The sequence below is a fragment of the Mycobacterium paraintracellulare genome (assembly GCF_000276825.1).
In the GTDB taxonomy this organism is placed as follows: Bacteria; Actinomycetota; Actinomycetes; order Mycobacteriales; family Mycobacteriaceae; genus Mycobacterium; species Mycobacterium intracellulare.
Genome location: NC_016948.1, coordinates 2,831,269 through 2,848,346, shown reverse-complemented (window position 1 = coordinate 2,848,346; position 17,078 = coordinate 2,831,269). Strand labels below are relative to the sequence as shown.

Annotated in this window: 15 protein-coding genes; 12 read left to right on the top strand and 3 right to left on the bottom strand. The window is 69.3% G+C overall.

Going from position 1 to position 17,078, the window contains the following annotated elements:
• Positions 1-21: 21 nt before the first annotated feature.
• Positions 22-867 (bottom strand): SDR family NAD(P)-dependent oxidoreductase, encoded by an 846-nt coding sequence (locus OCQ_RS13220; protein ID WP_014384838.1) that lies wholly within the window; start codon positions 865-867, stop codon positions 22-24.
• Between the two features lie 251 nt (positions 868-1,118).
• Here OCQ_RS13220 and OCQ_RS13215 point away from each other — a divergent pair, with 251 nt between their 5' ends.
• The gene (locus OCQ_RS13215; RefSeq protein WP_014382688.1) at positions 1,119-2,117 is read left to right on the top strand and encodes an alpha/beta hydrolase; all 999 of its coding nucleotides are present in this window, start codon (positions 1,119-1,121) and stop codon (positions 2,115-2,117) included.
• 103 nt (positions 2,118-2,220) lie between these two features.
• Positions 2,221-4,914 carry an FHA domain-containing protein gene (locus OCQ_RS13210; protein WP_139826551.1) on the top strand — a complete coding sequence of 898 codons (2,694 nt, stop codon included), beginning with the start codon at positions 2,221-2,223 and terminating at the stop codon, positions 4,912-4,914.
• An 11-nt stretch (positions 4,915-4,925) separates the two neighbouring features.
• On the opposite strand, the gene OCQ_RS26795 is transcribed toward OCQ_RS13210, so the two are convergent.
• Entirely contained in the window at positions 4,926-5,090 is a 165-nt protein-coding gene (locus tag OCQ_RS26795) for a hypothetical protein (RefSeq protein WP_008257199.1), read from the bottom strand.
• Between the two features lie 253 nt (positions 5,091-5,343).
• Between OCQ_RS26795 and OCQ_RS13205 the strand changes: the two genes are divergently transcribed.
• Genes OCQ_RS13205 through fadD1 form a run of 8 tightly spaced genes read left to right on the top strand, consistent with a single transcriptional unit; the run spans position 5,344 to position 13,478 of the window.
• On the top strand, positions 5,344-6,522 hold the full coding sequence (locus OCQ_RS13205) for an acyl-CoA dehydrogenase family protein (protein ID WP_014384835.1): 1,179 nt from the start codon (positions 5,344-5,346) through the stop codon (positions 6,520-6,522).
• 21 nt (positions 6,523-6,543) lie between these two features.
• A complete protein-coding gene (locus OCQ_RS13200) occupies positions 6,544-7,677 on the top strand; it encodes an acyl-CoA dehydrogenase family protein (RefSeq protein WP_014384834.1) in 1,134 nt (377 codons plus the stop codon).
• Complete coding sequence (locus tag OCQ_RS13195) at positions 7,670-8,170, top strand: MaoC family dehydratase (RefSeq protein WP_014384833.1); 501 nt, start codon at positions 7,670-7,672, stop codon at positions 8,168-8,170. Before OCQ_RS13200 ends, OCQ_RS13195 begins: the two co-directional genes overlap by 8 nt.
• A gap of 7 nt (positions 8,171-8,177) precedes the next feature.
• Complete coding sequence (locus OCQ_RS13190) at positions 8,178-8,633, top strand: MaoC/PaaZ C-terminal domain-containing protein (RefSeq protein ID WP_014384832.1); 456 nt, start codon at positions 8,178-8,180, stop codon at positions 8,631-8,633.
• Entirely contained in the window at positions 8,630-9,832 is a 1,203-nt protein-coding gene (locus OCQ_RS13185; RefSeq protein ID WP_014384831.1) for a thiolase family protein, read from the top strand. The genes OCQ_RS13190 and OCQ_RS13185 overlap by 4 nt, the downstream gene beginning before the upstream one ends.
• Before the next feature lie 2 nt (positions 9,833-9,834).
• Entirely contained in the window at positions 9,835-10,245 is a 411-nt protein-coding gene (locus tag OCQ_RS13180; RefSeq protein WP_014384830.1) for a Zn-ribbon domain-containing OB-fold protein, read from the top strand.
• Positions 10,242-11,837, top strand: a complete 1,596-nt coding sequence (locus tag OCQ_RS13175) for a flavin-containing monooxygenase (protein WP_014384829.1) — start codon at positions 10,242-10,244, stop codon at positions 11,835-11,837. The genes OCQ_RS13180 and OCQ_RS13175 overlap by 4 nt, the downstream gene beginning before the upstream one ends.
• Positions 11,838-11,858: 21 nt before the next feature.
• Positions 11,859-13,478, top strand: a complete 1,620-nt coding sequence (fadD1, locus tag OCQ_RS13170) for a fatty-acid--CoA ligase FadD1 (protein WP_014384828.1) — start codon at positions 11,859-11,861, stop codon at positions 13,476-13,478.
• A 1-nt stretch (position 13,479) separates the two neighbouring features.
• Here the strand turns inward: fadD1 and OCQ_RS13165 are convergent, their stop codons facing one another.
• Positions 13,480-14,367: a DMT family transporter gene (locus OCQ_RS13165; protein ID WP_014384827.1), complete on the bottom strand. Its 888-nt coding sequence runs from the start codon at positions 14,365-14,367 to the stop codon at positions 13,480-13,482.
• Positions 14,368-14,516: 149 nt separating this feature from the next.
• Between OCQ_RS13165 and OCQ_RS13160 the strand changes: the two genes are divergently transcribed.
• Both OCQ_RS13160 and OCQ_RS13155 read left to right on the top strand, forming a co-directional pair.
• Positions 14,517-15,614, top strand: coding sequence for a ferredoxin reductase (locus OCQ_RS13160; RefSeq protein WP_014382685.1), 1,098 nt, complete (start codon positions 14,517-14,519; stop codon positions 15,612-15,614).
• A 16-nt stretch (positions 15,615-15,630) separates the two neighbouring features.
• Complete coding sequence (locus tag OCQ_RS13155; protein ID WP_014382684.1) at positions 15,631-17,034, top strand: fatty acid desaturase family protein; 1,404 nt, start codon at positions 15,631-15,633, stop codon at positions 17,032-17,034.
• Positions 17,035-17,078: the final 44 nt, after the last annotated feature.

Below are 17,078 nucleotides of genomic sequence, written 5' to 3'. Positions count from 1 at the left end.
CCGGCGGTTTACCAAGGAGTCTCAGGGGTCGACCGGCCGATTCGTCCACTCGCGGCCCGGCCGGCGTGACGAGCGGAACCATCCGCCGGCCGCGCCCGTTCCGCCATCGGTCGCGATGGTGTGGCCCGTGACGAACGACGACAGGTCCGAGGCCAGAAACAGGATCACGCGGGCCTGATCCTCGGGCTGGCCCATCCGTCCGACCGGCACCCACCGCGGCCATTGGGTGTGCTCCTCGGGCGACAGCCATTGCGAGTAGGGCACTTGAAGGGACTCGGTGACGTCGGGGGCGATCGCGTTGACCCGCACGCCGTGGTTGCCCACCTGCACGGCGAGGCTGCGGGTGAAGCCGATCAGGCCCGCCTTGAACGCGGCATACACCGGATCCTCCGGGTAGCCGCGCAGCCCCTCGACCGACGAGACGTTCACGATCGCACCGGCGTGCCGGTCCACCATGGCGGGCAGGAACGCCCGGGTGAGCAGGAAGACGTGGTGGAGGTTGATCCGGTAGAGCTCATCCCAGAGCCCCGGGTCGGTGTCGACGAAGTTTCCGGGGTGGCGCAGCCAGTGGCCCACGTTGTTGACCAGCACGTCGACCCGCCCGTGCTCGTCCAGCACCGTCCGGGCCAGGCCGGTGACCTGGTCCGGCGCCCGGACGTCGGTGACGACCGCCCGCGCGGATCCGCCGGCCGCCGTGATCGCGTCGGCGGTCGCGCCGCCCAGCTCGCCGTCGATATCGGCGATCACGATGTGCGCGCCGTGGCGGGCGAAAAGCCGCGCGGTGGCCGCGCCGATGCCGCCCCCGCCGCCGGTCACGACCGCGACCCGGTCGGCCAGCAACGGGCCCGGATGCTCTGCGTGTGTCATCGCTCATATCTTGGGCCACGCGGCGGCCCCGGCCACAGCCGGTCCGGCCCCATTCCGGCCGCGCGACATCGGCGATCGCGATCAACGGGTGGTACCCATCTCTGCCAGCGGCAAACAGTGACCTACGCGACGTTTGCTGCGCGCTGGATCCACCGGTAAGCCGGGTACCCGGTGTCCACTTAGGAGTTGATGACACAGTGAGCACAATCGATCCGGCCCGCATACTGCCGAGCGTGGCGACGACGCGGCGCATGCACCATCGGCATAGCCCCCAGTCGGTCGCCGTCTCGCTCGCCAGCCGGTTGATCGTGAAGAACGCGGTCCGCGCCTGGGCCATGACGCCCAACCTGCACTGGCCGCTGGAGTACGTCGACAGTTTTGCCGGGATGTTTCCCCGTCTCGGCTCCGCGGCGAGCACCGAACCGGTGCGTCTCGAGCACTGCGCCGCGGAGTGGGTTCGCGCTCCCGGCGTCTCGGGGGACCGGGCGATCCTGTACCTGCACGGCGGCGCGTTCCTCACCTGCGGCCTCAACACGCACCGCTCGATGGTGACCCGCCTGTCCAAGGAGGCCGACGCCGCCGTGCTCGCCGTCGCCTACCGGAAGTTGCCCGCACATCAGATCACCGACGCCATCGACGATGGGATCAGCGGCCTGCGGTGGCTGCAGGACCGCGGCTACGACGGCGACCGGGTCGTCGTGGCCGGCGACTCGGCCGGCGGATACCTGGCGTTCATGACCACGCTGTCGGCGATCGGCGAGGACATCATGGAGCCGGCCGGGGTCGCGACCATCTCGCCGTTCACGGACACGGATCCGGCACGAAAACTCAAGCACCGCAACGCCCGCAAGTGCTCGATGTTCACCCGCAGCGCGTTCTCGCGGTTCGCTAAGTACCTCGGCGACGCCCGGGCGGCGGAGGGCCGGGGCGAGTCCACGGTCGCCTCGCCGGTGGATGCCGACCTGTCGTCGTTGCCGCCGGTGACCATTCACGCGAGCTCGGACGAATTGTTGCTCGCCGACGCGGAACTGATGGCGAAGCGCCTGGAAGCCAGCGGGGTCCGATGCGATCTGCACCTGTGGGACGGGCAGATCCACGACTTCCCGTTGGCCGCCGACATCTTGCCGGAGGGCAGGCGCGCCATCAAATACCTCGGCGATTTCGTCAAGGACGTCACCCCCGCCGGGGACGCGGTCCGGAGTAGGGTCCGGAACGTGCGCCGCCTGCGCAGCGCCGCCGCGGCCGGTTGAAGCCGACGAAAGTAATTGTGCCGCAGGCTGATTCGACGGCCGGCGCCCGTATCCCGTTGCGCCGGGTGCCCAACTCGCGGCGCTGCCGTTACAGTTGGTCCTGATGAGCCCACCAGCCCCGCCTGCGCTGACCGTGCGGTACGAGGGAGCCGAGCGCACCTTCGCGGCAGGCAATGACGTCGTGATCGGGCGTGACCTTCGCGCGGACGTCCGCGTCGCCCACCCCCTGATCTCCCGCACCCATCTGATCGTGCGGTACGACCAGGGCCGATGGGTCGCCGTCGACAACGGCAGCCTCAACGGTCTGTACGCGAACAATCGCCGCGTCCCGGTCATCGACATCCAGGACGGCATGCGCGTCAACGTCGGCAATCCCGATGGCCCGGCGCTGACCTTCGAGGTCGGCCGCCACCAGGGTTCGGCCGGGCGGCCGCCGCTGACGACGTCGATACCCATCGTCAGCACGCCCGGCGCGCCCCTCGTGGGAGCGCCGCAGAGCCCGAGCGGCACGCAAACTTCCGCCCAGCCTCAGCAGCCGGCGTCTGCCTCATTCCGCCACTCGGCGCATCCGCCCACCACCACGCAGCCCAGCCACTCACCGAGCGGACCCCTCGCGAGCCAGCCGCCCAGCGGCCCGACCCCGAGCCATCCGTCGGGGCCGCAGACCCGCTTCCCGACCAGCGGCCCCCTGGCCGCGCCGCCCAGCGCGCCCCAGCCCGCGCCGCAGATCTACCGGGCGCCGTCGGCGGTACATGCGGCCCCGCCCACCACCGCGCAACCGGCGTCCCAGACGGGCCGCATCGGTGGCGACTCGTCGAACATCGCCACGTCGATGATGAAGATCCTGCGGCCGGGCAGGGCCGGGCTGGAGTCCACGCCGGGCGCGATCACGATCGGCCGCGCCAACGACAACGACATCGTCATCCCCGAGGTCCTGGCGTCACGCCACCACGCCACGCTGATCCCGGCGCCCGGTGGCACCGAGATCCATGACAACCGCAGCATCAACGGCACCTTCGTCAATGGCGCCCGCGTCGATTCGGCCGTGCTGCACGACGGTGACGTCGTCACGATCGGCAACATCGACCTGGTCTTCGCCGGCGGCACCCTGGCCCGCCGCGACCAGACCGCGACCGCGACGCGCACCGGCGGCCTCGACGTGCGCGGGGTGACGTGGACGATCGAGAACAACAAGACGTTGCTGGACAACATCTCGCTGACCGCCCTGCCCGGGACGCTGACCGCGATCATCGGGCCGTCCGGCGCCGGCAAATCGACGTTCGCCCGGCTGGTCGCCGGGTACACGCACCCGAGCACCGGCACGGTGGCGTTCGAGGGCCACAACGTCCACGCCGAGTACGCCTCGTTGCGCAGCCGGATCGGGATGGTGCCGCAGGACGACGTCGTGCACGGCCAGCTGACCGTGCAGCAGGCGTTGATGTACGCCGCCGAGCTGCGCCTGCCGCCGGACACCACCAAGGACGACCGCGCCCAGGTGGTGGCCCGGGTACTCGAGGAACTCGAGATGACCCAGCACCTGCACACGCTGGTCGACAAGCTCTCCGGCGGCCAGCGCAAGCGCGCTTCGGTGGCGCTGGAGTTGCTCACCGGGCCGTCGCTGCTGATCCTCGACGAGCCGACGTCGGGCCTGGATCCGGCGCTGGACCGGCAGGTGATGACCATGCTGCGGCAGCTGGCCGACGCCGGCCGGGTGGTGCTCGTCGTCACCCACTCGCTGACCTACCTCGACGTCTGCGATCAGGTTTTGCTGCTCGCCCCCGGCGGCAAGACGGCGTTCTGCGGGCCGCCCGGCCAAATCGGTCCCGCCATGGGCACCACCAACTGGGCCGACATCTTCAGCACCGTCGCCAACGACCCCGACGGCTCCCGGGAGCGCTACCTGGCGCGGACGGGCCCGCCCCCGGCGCCGCCGCCGGCGGAGAAACCCGCCGAACTGGGCGACCCCTCACACACCAGCCTGTTCCGGCAGTTCTCCACCATCGCCCGGCGCCAGATGCGGCTGATCGTCTCGGATCGCGGCTATTTCGTGTTCCTGGCGCTGCTGCCGTTCATCATGGGTTCGCTGTCGATGTCGGTGCCCGGCGATGTCGGCTTCGGCATCCCGAACCCGATGGGCGCCGCGCCTAACGAGCCGGGTCAGATCCTGGTGCTGCTGAACGTCGGCGCGGTGTTCATGGGTACCGCGCTGACCATCCGCGACCTCATCGGGGAACGCGCGATCTTCCTGCGCGAGCAGGCGGTTGGCCTGTCGACGTCGGCGTACCTGCTGGCCAAGGTGTGCGTGTACACGGTCTTCGCGATCGTCCAGTCGGCGATCGTTACCATCATCGCGGTGCTCGGCAAGGGCGCGCCGACCCAGGGCGCGGTGGCGTTGGGCAAGCCCGGCCTCGAGTTGTTCGTCGACGTCGCGCTGACGTGCGTGGCCTCCGCCATGCTGGGCCTCGCGCTGTCGGCCGTCGCCAAGTCCAACGAGCAGATCATGCCGCTGCTGGTGGTGGCCGTCATGTCACAGCTGGTGTTCTCCGGCGGGATGATCCCGGTGACCGGCCGGGTGGGGCTGGATCAGATGGCCTGGGCCACGCCCGCCCGGTGGGGATTCGCGGCGTCGGCGTCCACCGCCGACCTGACCAAGCTGGTGCCCGGGCCGCTGACCCCGAAGGACTCGCACTGGCAGCACACGCCGGCCAGGTGGTGGTTCGACGTCGGCATGCTGGCGCTCATCAGCGCCGTCTATCTGGGTTTCGTGCGCTGGAAGATCCGCCTCAAGGGCGGCTGATCGCTCGCGCGTCAGGCGCCCTTGCGGACCACTTGGTCGGCCGCGGCGCGCATCCGATCGGACAGTTGCAGAAGATTGTGCTCGCCTACGCCCAGGGGAAGGGTGTACGCCAGTTGTCTCAATTCGACGGCGTAGTTGCGCAAGTCCTCGCGGAGGCGCGTCTCAACAGTGGGCATGATTTCTCCCTCGGGCTGGGGCAGAGGGCCTGGTCCGCGTTGACCAACCGATCCGAAAATCTTCGCAGCCCGCGGCCGAATCCGCCAGAGCGTCGACGGGTTTTAACGGGAGTTTGACAGCGGTTTTACAGTGCGACCCCCGCCGTTCGCGACCGATGCGCGGCAGAATGCCCCGCGCGAACTCGCGGCGGCGTTACGCTGGCGCTGCTCGGTGTAACGGCATCGACGCTCCGAGAAAGGCATAGGCGCCGGAATGGATTTCGAACTCGACGCCGGGCAGCGCGCCTGGCTGGCCGAGGTCCGCCAATTTCTGCACGAGAACGTCACCCCCGCATTGCGCGCCGAGCTGGCCGCGCACGACTTGGAGATTCTCGACGGCGAGGTGGCGCGGTTCCGCCGCGAGATCGGCGCCAAGGGCTGGTTCGGGCTGAACTGGCCGCGCGAGTACGGGGGGCTGGGTCTGGGCGCCATTCACCAGCACCTGTTGATGAGCGAATTCGAGTACTGGGGCGTGCCCGGACCCGACCTGACCGTCACGTCGGTGGCGCCGATGATCATGCGTCACGGCACCGAGCGGAACAAGAGCGAGTGGCTGCCCCCGATCGCCCGGGGCGAAATGATCTGCGCGGTCGGCTATTCCGAGCCCGAGGCCGGGACCGACCTGGCGAGCCTGCGGACCACCGCGACCCGCGACGGCGAGGAATGGGTGATCAACGGGACCAAGATCTGGAACAGCGGCGCGCAGCGGGCCACGCACGAATGGCTCTGCGTCCGTACCGATCCGACGACCGCACGCCACCGCGGCATCTCGGTCATCATCGTGCCGATCGACAGCCCCGGCGTCGAGATCCGCCCGCTCTACGCGTGGTCGGGCTACCGCACCAACGAGGTGGCATTCCGCGACGTGCGGGTGCCGGCCACCAACCTCGTCGGCGAGGTCAACCGCGGCTGGACCTACATCACCGGCGCGCTCGACCTCGAGCGCGGCGCGCTGACCAACGCCGGAGACCTGCGCCGCGCCGTCGAGGAATTGCACGAACTTTCGCGCAGTCCGCGCCGCGACGGGACGGTGCCCGCCGACGACCCGTCGCTTCGCCGCCGGCTGGCGCAGGCCGAAGCCGACGTCGCGGTGGCCACGCTGATGGGCTACGAGGCGGCCTCGATCCTCGACAGCGGCGTCATTCCGACCGTCGAAGTGAGCGTCGAGAAGGTGTTCACCAGCGAGCTGCGCCAGCGCATCGCCGCCCTGGCGCTCGATCTCCTCGGCCCGGACGGCCTGTTGGCGCATCGCAGCGAACAGGCCCCGCTGGCCGGCAAATTCGAGCGGCTCTACCGGGCCGCCCCGCTGATGCGCTTCGGCGGGGGCACCAATGAGGTGCTTCGCGACATCATCGCCCAGCGCGGGCACGGGATGCCCTCCTATGGACGCTGACGGAAGCCTCGCACACCACCGATGAAGACGATCCCGTCCGCAGAGCAGCGGGAGTTCGCCGCGGCGCTACGCGCCCTGCTGGCCGCCGAGAACCCGGTCAGCCAGGTGCGCGCCCTCGACGAGCCGGGCGCGGACCGGCGCACGCCGGCGCTGTGGAAGGCGGTGGCCGACGCGGGGGTATTCGGGCTGGCCGTCGCCGAGGAGTACGGCGGCGCCGGTGGCTCACTCGACGACCTGGCCGTGTTCTACACCGAAGCCGGCCGCGCGCTGTGCCCGACGACCGTGCACAGCACCGTGCACGCCGCCCTCGCCGTCGACCAGCTCGGCTCCCCGGAGGCCAAGGCCGCTTGGCTGCCCCCGCTCGCGTGCGGCAGCGTCCGCGCCACCACCGCCCTCTGGAACGCCCGCGACGCCGCGCTCGTCGCCCCTGCGCTGCGCGCCGATCCCGATCCGAATCGGTGGCGGCTCAACGGAACCGCGGATTACGTCGCCGACGCCGATGTCGCCGATCTCATCGTGGTATCGGCCGCCTCGTCGCGGGGCGGAGCCGAACGCCCGCTGGTCTTCCTCGTCGACGCGCACGGCGGCGGTGTGACCGTCGAGCCGCTCGACATGGTCGGCGGGCACCGGGCGTTCACCGTCCGCTTCGACGACGCGGTCGTGGCCGGTGACGCCGTGCTCGACGGCGTCACCGTGCCGGGATTGCGCCGGCTGGCCAACACCGCGGTGGCGCTGGGATCACTCGACCTGGTCGGGGTCGGCCAGGCCGTGCTGGACCGCACCGTCGACTACACCAAGCTGCGTCACCAGTTCGGCCGGCCCATCGCCTCGTTTCAGGCGGCCCAGCATCTGATCGCCGACATGCACATCGCCCTGGCGGCCGCGCGATTGGCGGCGCACGCGGCGGTGTTCTGGCTGGGGCGCGGCCGCACCGCGAGCAGGGAGACCGCCATCGCCCGCATGCACGCGGCAACCGCGGCCCGGCTGATCACGCTCGACGCCCATCAGCTGCACGGTGGGATGGGCTATGTCACCGAGACGGACCTGCATTTGTGGAGCGAGCGGGCCCGCCTCGGTGCGACGCTCGGCGGCGGCGCCGACGTCGCGGCGTCGTGGCTTCGGGAAACCATGGGAGAAGGGAGCGCCGGTGAGTGAGGACAGCTTGATCGACGCCGAGTCGGCGTCGAGGGTGGGCACGGTCGCCGCCTCGGCGACCGGTGAGGTGACCCGGCGCGATTGGCAACGGTGGGCGGCCGCGGTCGGCGAGGACAACCCGTTGTATTTCGATCCGGAGTACGCCCGCGCCAACGGCTTTCGCGACATCATCTGCCCGCCGCTGTACCTGCAGTACGCGGTCCTCGGGGTGTCGCGGCTGGAGTCGCTGCGCCCCGACGGATCCTCCGGCGCGGTCTCCGGCAGCCTCGCGTTTCCCCGCGCCCCCAAGCGGATGGCCGGCGGGGAGAGCTTCACCTTTCACCTGCCGGCCTACCACCGCGACGAAATCGAAATGGTCCGCACCATCGAGTCGATCGTCGAAAAGCGAGGCCGCTCCGGCAGATTCGTCCTCGTCACCTGGCACACGGTGTACCGCAACCAGGATCGCGACCTGCTGGCCGAAGCGTCGACGTCGATGATCGCCCGCCCCTAGGAGCATCGTGACCGACCAGCAAGTGTTCTATGAAGACATCGCCGTCGGCGATCACATCCCCACGCTGACGGTGACCGTCGACGAAACCCAGATGTTCTTCTTTTCGGCCGCCACATACAACGGTCACCGGATCCACTACGACAAGGAGTGGGCCCGCGACACCGAGGGATACGACAACGTGCTGGTGCACGGTCCGCTGCAGGCGGCGCTGCTGGCCCGCGCCCTCGGGGACTGGGTCGGCGGGCGGGGCAGGCTGGTGACGTTCTCGGTGCAGAACCGGGCGATCGCCTATCCCGGTGAGGCGCTCAGTTTCGGTGGCGAGGTCACCGGCAAACGCCCGGGCGGCAATGATTTTGGGGGCTACGGCCTGGTGGATCTGGACATCGCCGGCCGGCGCGGCGACACGGTGCTGATGCCGGGCACCGCCGGCGTCGCGCTGCCGCTGCGGGGGAGCCGGGCATGAGCGGGCTGCGGGGAGAGGCCGCGATCGTCGGCATCGCCGAGCTGCCGGCCGAACGGCGCCCCACCCGCCCCGCGATGTTCACCCTCGACCAGTACGCGCTGCTGGCGAAGATGGTGATCGAGGACGCCGGTGTCGATCCGGGCTGTGTCAACGGCCTGCTGACCCACGGCGTCGCCGAGTCGGCCATGTTCGCCCCGGCCACTCTGTGCGAATACCTGGGCCTGGCACTGGATTTCGGTGAGCGGGTCGACTTGGGCGGGGCCACCTCGGCCGGCATGGTGTGGCGGGCCGCGGCGGCCGTCGAACTCGGGGCCTGCGAGGCCGCCCTGGCCGTGGTACCCGGCTCCGCGGCCGTGCCCCGGTCCGAACGGCGGCCCGCGCCGGAGCCGAATTGGTATGGGGCGTCCTCGGGCAACTACGGCTCGCCGCAGGCCGAGTTCGAGATCCCCTACGGCAACGTGGGCCAAAACGCGCCCTACGCGCAGATCGCCCAGCGGTACGCGGCCGAATACGGTTACGACCCCGCCGCGGTCGCCAAGATCGCCGTCGACCAACGCACCAACGCGTGCGCCCACCCCGGTGCCGTCTTCCACGGCACCCCCATCACGGTGAACGACGTGCTGGACAGCCCGATGATCGCCGACCCCATCCACATGCTGGAAACGGTGATGCGCGTGCACGGGGGAGCGGCGGTGTTGATCGCCAACGCCGACATCGCGCGCCGCGCCCGCCACCGCCCGGTCTGGATCAAGGGGTTCGGCGAACACATCGCCTTCAAGACCCCCACCTACGCCGAGGACCTGCTGTCCACACCCATCGCCCGCGCCGCCGAGCGGGCGTTCGCGATGGCCGGGCTGTCCCGGTCCGACGTCGACGTCGCCTCGATCTACGATTGCTACACCATCACGGTGCTGATGAGCCTGGAAGACGCCGGATTCTGCGCGAAAGGCAAAGGCATGTCGTGGATCAACGAACACGATTTGACCCATCGCGGGGAGTTCCCGCTCAACACCGCCGGCGGGCAACTGTCCTTCGGTCAGGCCGGAATGGCCGGCGGCATGCACCACGTGGTCGACGGCGCGCGGCAGGTCATGGGACGCGCCGGCGACGCGCAGGTGCCCGACTGTCACACCGCGTTTGTGACCGGCAACGGCGGCATCATGAGCGAGCAGGTCGCGCTGCTCCTGCGGGGGGATTAGCGATGGCCCGCCGCGACGATGCGCTCGTCCCCGAGCCCACACCGGTGTCCCGGCCGTTCTGGGACGGCCTGGCGCAGCACCGGATCCTGGTGCAGTACTCGCCGTCGCTTCGGCGGCACGTGTTCTACCCGCGCACGCTGGCCCCGGGGACCCTGGCCGACGATTTGGAATGGCGTGAGATCGACGGCGCCGCAACGCTGTACACCTTCACGATCGCCCGCCGGCCCACCGGCCCGCCGTGGGCCGACGCGCTGCCGCAGCTGCTCGCGGTGGTGCAGTGGGACGCCGGGCCGAAATTCAGCACCGAGCTGGTCGACGTCGATCCCGGCGACGTCCGGATCGGCATGCGGGTGGAGCCGGTGTTCTGCGATCTCGAAGACGGGATCACGTTACTGAGGTATCGGCCCGCATGACCGAAATGAGCGACGTCATCGTCATCGGTGCCGGGTTCGCCGGGCTGTACGCCGTGCACCGAGCCGCCTCGGCGGGGCTGTCGGTGACGGCGCTCGAGGCGGCGCCCGACGTGGGCGGCACCTGGTACTGGAACCGCTATCCGGGCGCACGTTGTGACGTCGAAAGTGTGGACTACTCCTACTCTTTCGACGAAAATCTGCAGCGCGACTGGCAGTGGAGCGAACGCTTCGCCGCCCAACCGGAGATCCTGGCCTATCTTCGGCACGTCGCCGACCGCTTCGACCTGCGCCGCCACTACCGGTTCGGCGTCGACGTCGTCGGCGCGGCCTTCGAGGGTGGGCGTTGGCAGGTCGACACCGCGACCGGACAAAGCCATGCGGCGCAGTTCCTCCTGTGCGCCACCGGGTGCCTGTCGGCACTCAACCGGCCCGATATCCCGGGCGTGCAAGACTTTTCGGGAGAGGTGTATTTCACCGCCGCCTGGCCGCGCGAGGATCCCGATCTGCGCGGCAAGCGGGTGGGGCTCATCGGCACGGGATCATCGGGGATCCAGGTTGCGCCGATCATCGCTTCGCAGGCCGAAAACCTGGTCGTATTCCAGCGATCCGCGAACTACACCATCCCGATGCCCAACCGGCCGTGGTCGGCCGACGAACAGCGGCAGATCCAGGAGCAATACCCCGAGCGGCGCCGCGCCTCGGCCTACGCGTCGGCGGGCACGCCGCACGGCAGCTACCACAAGAACGCCGTCGACACCGACCCCGAGGAGCGGGCAGCGGCGTTGTGGGAGCGTTGGCGCGAGGGCGGGGTTCTTTTCGCGAAGACCTTCCCCGACCAGACCCGCAACGCGTCGGCCAACGAGGTCGCCAGGAAGTTCGCCGAGGAGCGGATCCGGGAAATCGTCGCCGATCCCGCGGTCGCAGCCGACCTGATCCCGGTGGACCACCCGATCGGAACCAAACGGATCTGCACCGACGACGGCTACTACGCCACCTTCAACCGCGACAACGTGCGGCTGGTGAACCTGCGCCGCGAGCCCATCGAGGCGATCACCGCCGACGCCGTGCGGACCCCCGCGGCGACGTACCCCTGCGATGTGCTGGTGTTCGCGACCGGGTTCGACGCCATGACAGGCGCGTTGACGCGGATCAACCCGCGCGGGCCGCGGGGGGAGCGGCTGCGCGAAATCTGGTCCGATGGCCCCCTCACCTTCCTCGGCCTGATGGTGCCGGGCCTGCCGAACCTGTTCACGATCAGCGGGCCGGGCAGCCCGTCGGTGTTGGCGAACATGGTGCTGCACGCCGAAGTTCAGGTCGATTGGGTCATCGAGCTGGTGCGGGCCGCGCGGCGGCGCGGCGTCAGCGAGATCGAACCGAGCCGTGACGCCGCCGTCGCCTGGACCGAGCAGGTGGCCGAAGCGGCCGAGCAGACGCTGTTCCCCCGGGCGGCATCGTCGTGGTACCTGGGCGCCAACATCGAGGGCAAGAAGCGAGTCTTCATGCCCTACATCGGCGGGTTTGGTACCTACCGTCGGCACTGCGATGACGTGGCGGCCCGCGACTATGCCGGGTTGGTGATGACGACCCGATGACAGCACGGAGGAAGTGAGACGGTGCCGGAGACGGTTCAGCAGCTGTTGCGGCAGCGCAGGCACGAGGACACCCCCGCGATCGCCCACGGCGAGAAGACGTGGACCTGGCGCGAGCACCTCGCCGAAGCCGAGGCCGAAGCGGCTGCCCTGATCTCGCGCGCCGACCCCACCCGGCCGCTGCATGTCGGTGCCGCACTGGGCAATTCACCGGCCATGCTGCGGGCGATGGCCGCGGCCGCGCTGGGCGGCTACGTGCTGTGCGGCCTCAACACGACCCGCCGCGGACCCGCGCTGCTCGCCGACATCCGGCGCTCGGACTGCCAGATCCTGCTGGTCGACCGCGATCACCTGCCCCTGCTGGAGGGCCTGGATCTCAACGGAATTCAGGTTTTCGACGTGGACGGGACGAGTTACGCCGAGGCGGTGACCGCGGCGCCACCGCTGACCCCGCACCGCGAGGTCGCCGCCGCCGACACGCTCATGATGATCTTCACCTCGGGGACGAGCGGTGACCCCAAGGTGGTCCGGTTCGCGCACGGGATGGCCATCATGTGCGGCGCCAGCCTGATCTTCCAGTACGACGTCACCGCCGCCGACGTGTGTTACCTGGCGATGCCGCTGTTTCATTCGAACGGCGTCGCCGCGGGGTGGGCGGTGGCCATCGGCTGCGGCGCCACCATGGTCCCCGCCAAGTTTTCGCCGTCGCGGTTCCTCGAGGACGTGCGCCGCTACCGCGTGACCTACCTGAACTACGTCGGCAAGCCCCTGGCGTTGATCCTGTCCACCCCGGAGCGTCCCGACGACGCCGAGAACACCCTGCGGGTGGCCTTCGGCAACGAGGCGACCGATCGCGATATCGCCGAATTCGCAAGGCGTTTCGGTTGCCGGGTGGTGGACAGCTTCGGATCCAGCGAGTTCGCGGTGATCGTGGTCCGAGAAGACGGCACCCCGCCCGGTTCCATCGGCAAGCCTTACCCCGGGGTGAGCATCTACAACTCGACGACACTGACCGAATGTGACGTCGCGACGTTCGACGCGCACGGGGCGCTGACCAACTTCGATGAGGCCGTCGGCGAACTCGTCAACACCCAGGGCGCGGGACCGTTCGCCGGCTACTACAACGATCCCGGCGCCACGGCCGAGCGCATGCGCCACGGCATGTACTGGTCGGGCGATCTGGCCTACCGGGACGCCGACGGCTGGATCTACCTGGCCGGGCGGACCTCCGATTGGATGCGGGTGGACGGCGAGAACTTGGCCGCCGCACCGATCGAGCGGATCCTGGCGCGGATGCCCGGCATCAGCCAGGTCGCCGTCTACGCCGTGCCCGACGACCAGGTCGGCGACCAGGTGATGGCCGCGATCGTGCCGCGCGCCGGGGCGGAACTGACGCCGGACGATTTCGGGAGATTCCTGGCGTCGCAACCCGATCTGTCACCCAAGGCGTGGCCGCGCTACGTGCGCATCAACGACCAGCTGCCCGCGACCGCGACCAACAAGATCCTCAAGCGCGCGCTCATCGCCGCGGGCCCCAGCGCCGAGGGCGCTGTGTTGTGGACGCGGCCCGCCCGCGGCACCACCTACGCTGCGGCCGACGAAAACGCCGACGGCCGTTCGGCATCCACCATCGCCGGCGCCTGAATCAGCGGCCCGAGACAGCGTCGGCCCCACCGGCCTCGCTGGGCGCCGGCGCTTCCCCGAACCGCGCCAGCACCAACGTCGCCGCCACCGCGACGGCGAATCCCGCGATCACGAGCCCACCGAGCCCGTCGCGCGCCGTGTCACCCAACCACGCCACCCCCACGAACGCCGGCGCGAGGGTTTCGCCGACGACCATGCCCGCGACCGCCGTGGTCACGGATCCGCGATGCAGAGCCGAGGTGAGCAACAGAAATCCGGCGGCGCCACCCGCGGCCGCCGCGTACAGGGCGGGGTTGGTGTAGAACGACCGCGTGGTCGGATCGATCACGTCGATCAGGCGCACACCGACCTCGACGACGCCGAAGCCCGTCCCGGCACCCAGCCCCAACGCGAGCGCTCGCGCGCGGTCGGGCAGACGCCCGGCGGCGAAACCGGCGATCAGTACCGCGGCCACCACGCCCAGGAGCGCCCAGCCGAGCCCGGCCGGGGCGTGTCGAAAATGCCCGGGCCCGGCGGCCACAGCGAGGGCGACGAGGCTGGCGCAGACCACGCCGACGGCGCACCACTCGACCGGCGACAACCGGGCCGACAACACCCACGCGGCGACGACCCCGGTGACGGCGATCGAGGCGGCCAACGCCGCGGCGACGACGTAGATCGGAACCAGCCGCAGCGCGGCCACCTGAAGGACAAACCCGACGACGTCGAGGCCGATCCCGACCAGGTAGCGCCACTGCCGGACGGCCCGCAGCAGCAGCACGGCGTCGACGCCCGAGCCGCTGCCCGCTTCCACCGATCGCGTCCCCGCCGCTTGCAACACGGTCGCGGTGCCGTAACAGAGCGAGCAGCCCAACGCGAGCAGAAAGCCGATCAACACACCCACCGACACTAGCCGCGCAGGGCGCCGTCCCCGCCCAACACCGAATGGTGAACGGATAAGCGATGCCGATATGCGCATTTTGCATATGTGTAACCATGTGTCCCAAGCAGATTCAGATTGGCGGTTTGGGTCGGTGTACAACTGTGTACTCCGTTGTTATGGCTGAACGCGGTGCCCGGCCCCACGTCCCACGCGGGCGTCGGCTGTTCCTGCGCGCGGTGCGGCGATTGTTCAGCCCGCTACAGCCCGACGACTACCTGGAGATGATCAATCCGCTGTGGACCACCAAGGAGCTGCGCGGAAAGGTCGAGCGCGTCGAGCCGCAGGGCTCGGAAGCGGCCAGCGTCCTGATCAGGCCGGGTTATGAATGGCCTGGTCACCAGCCCGGGCAGTACGTGCGGCTCGGCGTCGTCATCGACGGGGTCTACCACTGGCGCGCGTATTCGCTCACGTCGGATCCGGTGCCCGAAGACGGGCTGATCAGCGTGACGCCCAAGAAGGTGGACGGGGGTGTGGTGTCGCCGTATCTGGTGCAACGGATCCAGCCCGGGGACTTGGTCCGGCTCGGCGAGATCGAAGGCGTCTTCACCCTGCCCGAACCGCTGCCGCCCAAACTGCTGTTCATCAGCGCCGGGAGCGGCATCACCCCGGTGATCAGCATGCTGCGCAGCCTCGACCATCGCGACGCGTTCGGTGACGTCGTGGTCATCCACTCCGCGCGAACCCGCGAGCAGGTGATGTTCCTGTCCGTCCTCGAAGACCTCGACCGCCGGCACCCCGGCATGCGGCTGGATCTGCGTTTGACCTCCGAGCGGGGCAGGCTCAAGCCGGACGACCTGGACGACGCCTGCCCGGACTGGCGCGAACGCGAGACGTTCAGCTCGGGTCCCGGCGACATGCTCGACGCGCTGATCGAGCACTGGGAAGGCAACGCCGACCGCGAACGAATGCACTTCGAACGGTTCCAGCCCAAGATCGGTGGCGACGCCAACGCCGGAGAGGGCGGCACGGTGTGCTTTCTCGACAGTGAGAAGTCCGTCGAATGTGACGGCGGCACCTCGATCTTGGAGGCGGGGGAGAAGGCCGGCCTCAATCTGGCCCACGGCTGCCGAATCGGCATCTGCCACACCTGCGTCGGGACCCTGAAGTCGGGCAAGCTGCGTGACCTGCGCTCGGGTGACGTCATCGAGCCCACCGAACAGGACGTCCGAATCTGCATCAACACCGCCGAAGGCGACGTGAAACTCGCACTGTGATCGAAAGGAGCGGCCGGTGACCTCCGTCGCGGAAAAGACGATGAAAAGCCCCCTTGAGCGCCTGAGCGAACGAGAGCTCGAAAAACTCGCCAAGGAACTCGATGCGATCCATGACGAGGTGTTCGCCGATCTGGGCGAGCGGGATCGGCGCTACATCAAGACGGTCATCTCGGTACAGCGACAGATCGTGGTGGCCGGCCGCATCCTGCTGCTGGGATCGCGTTCGAAAACCGCGTGGATCCTGGGAACCGCCTGCCTGGGAATGGCCAAGATCCTCGAGAACATGGAGATCGGCCACAATGTGATGCACGGCCAATGGGATTGGATGAACGATCCCGATATCCATTCCTCCGTGTGGGATTGGGACACCGCCTCGACCGCCGAGGCGTGGAAGCATTCCCACAACTACATCCACCACACCTACACCAACATCCTCGGCAAAGACAAAGACCTCGGCTACGAACTCCTGCGCATCGATCCCGCGCAGAAGTGGGCCCCGCGGTACCTGTTCCAGCCGATCTCGAACCTGCTGCTGACGCTGCTGTTCGAGTGGGGTGTGGCGATCCACGACATGGACATCGAGGCCATCCGGCGCCGCGAGAAGCCCTGGTCGGAGGTGCGCAAGGACCTGCGCGGCATCAGCGGAAAGGCGCGCGCGCAGATCATCAAGGACTACCTCGGCTGGCCGTTGATCAGCGCCGGCGCCTTCGCGCTCGTTCAGCTGGCCGCACGCGGCAGGCTCGATCAGCCCCCGCGGTCGCGGGTGGGCAAAGCGCTGCGCAGGGCCGGTGGCGGTCGCCTGGGCTCGGCGGCGGATCTGCTGGACAAGCTCTTGCCGGGGGTGGAAAGCACCTATCTGCGGACCCTGGGCGCCGACGCGCTGGCCAACGTCATCCGCAATGTGTGGGCGCACGCCATCATCTTCTGCGGCCATTTTCCCGACCAGACCTACACTTTCACCCCCGAAGAGGTCGAGAACGAGACGCGCGGCGGGTGGTATGTACGCCAGCTGGTCGGCGCCGCCAACATCGAAGGCAGCCCGCTGTTCCATGTCATCAGCGGCAACCTCGGCTACCAGGTGGAACACCACCTCTATCCCGACATGCCAAGCAGCCGCTACTCGGAGATCGCGCCGAAGGTCAAAGACATCTGCGAACGCTACGAACTGCCGTACAACTCCGGCCGCTTCTCGAAGCAGTGGTTGATGGTGCACCGCACCATCTTTCGATTGGCCTTCCCCGGTGGGAAGCCGCGGCGCAAACCGGGACCGTACCGAAGCCCGACCGACCGGCCGGGGATGCAGCGGCCCAGCGAGGGCGCCCGCTTCCGCGAACGTGTCCCGGCCGAACACCCGGCCGCGGGCCCCGAACACGAGTCCGGCGGCGTCGCGGTGCAGCCGCCACCGCGCGGCAACGACTGACCGCACCCTCGGTTCGCGCCGCTCGGCGAGGATCAGCGAAATGA

Excerpts from the sequence above, each read along its gene's own strand:
- OCQ_RS13160 (WP_014382685.1), top strand. The coding sequence starts at position 14,517 with ATGGCTGAACGCGGTGCCCGGCCCCACGTCCCACGCGGGCGTCGGCTG.
- OCQ_RS13210 (WP_139826551.1), top strand. The coding sequence starts at position 2,221 with ATGAGCCCACCAGCCCCGCCTGCGCTGACCGTGCGGTACGAGGGAGCC.
- OCQ_RS26795 (WP_008257199.1), bottom strand. The coding sequence starts at position 5,090 with ATGCCCACTGTTGAGACGCGCCTCCGCGAGGACTTGCGCAACTACGCC.
- OCQ_RS13200 (WP_014384834.1), top strand. The coding sequence starts at position 6,544 with ATGAAGACGATCCCGTCCGCAGAGCAGCGGGAGTTCGCCGCGGCGCTA.
- OCQ_RS13185 (WP_014384831.1), top strand. The coding sequence starts at position 8,630 with ATGAGCGGGCTGCGGGGAGAGGCCGCGATCGTCGGCATCGCCGAGCTG.
- OCQ_RS13175 (WP_014384829.1), top strand. The coding sequence starts at position 10,242 with ATGACCGAAATGAGCGACGTCATCGTCATCGGTGCCGGGTTCGCCGGG.
- OCQ_RS13205 (WP_014384835.1), top strand. The coding sequence starts at position 5,344 with ATGGATTTCGAACTCGACGCCGGGCAGCGCGCCTGGCTGGCCGAGGTC.
- OCQ_RS13180 (WP_014384830.1), top strand. The coding sequence starts at position 9,835 with ATGGCCCGCCGCGACGATGCGCTCGTCCCCGAGCCCACACCGGTGTCC.
- OCQ_RS13220 (WP_014384838.1), bottom strand. The coding sequence starts at position 867 with ATGACACACGCAGAGCATCCGGGCCCGTTGCTGGCCGACCGGGTCGCG.
- OCQ_RS13215 (WP_014382688.1), top strand. The coding sequence starts at position 1,119 with ATGCACCATCGGCATAGCCCCCAGTCGGTCGCCGTCTCGCTCGCCAGC.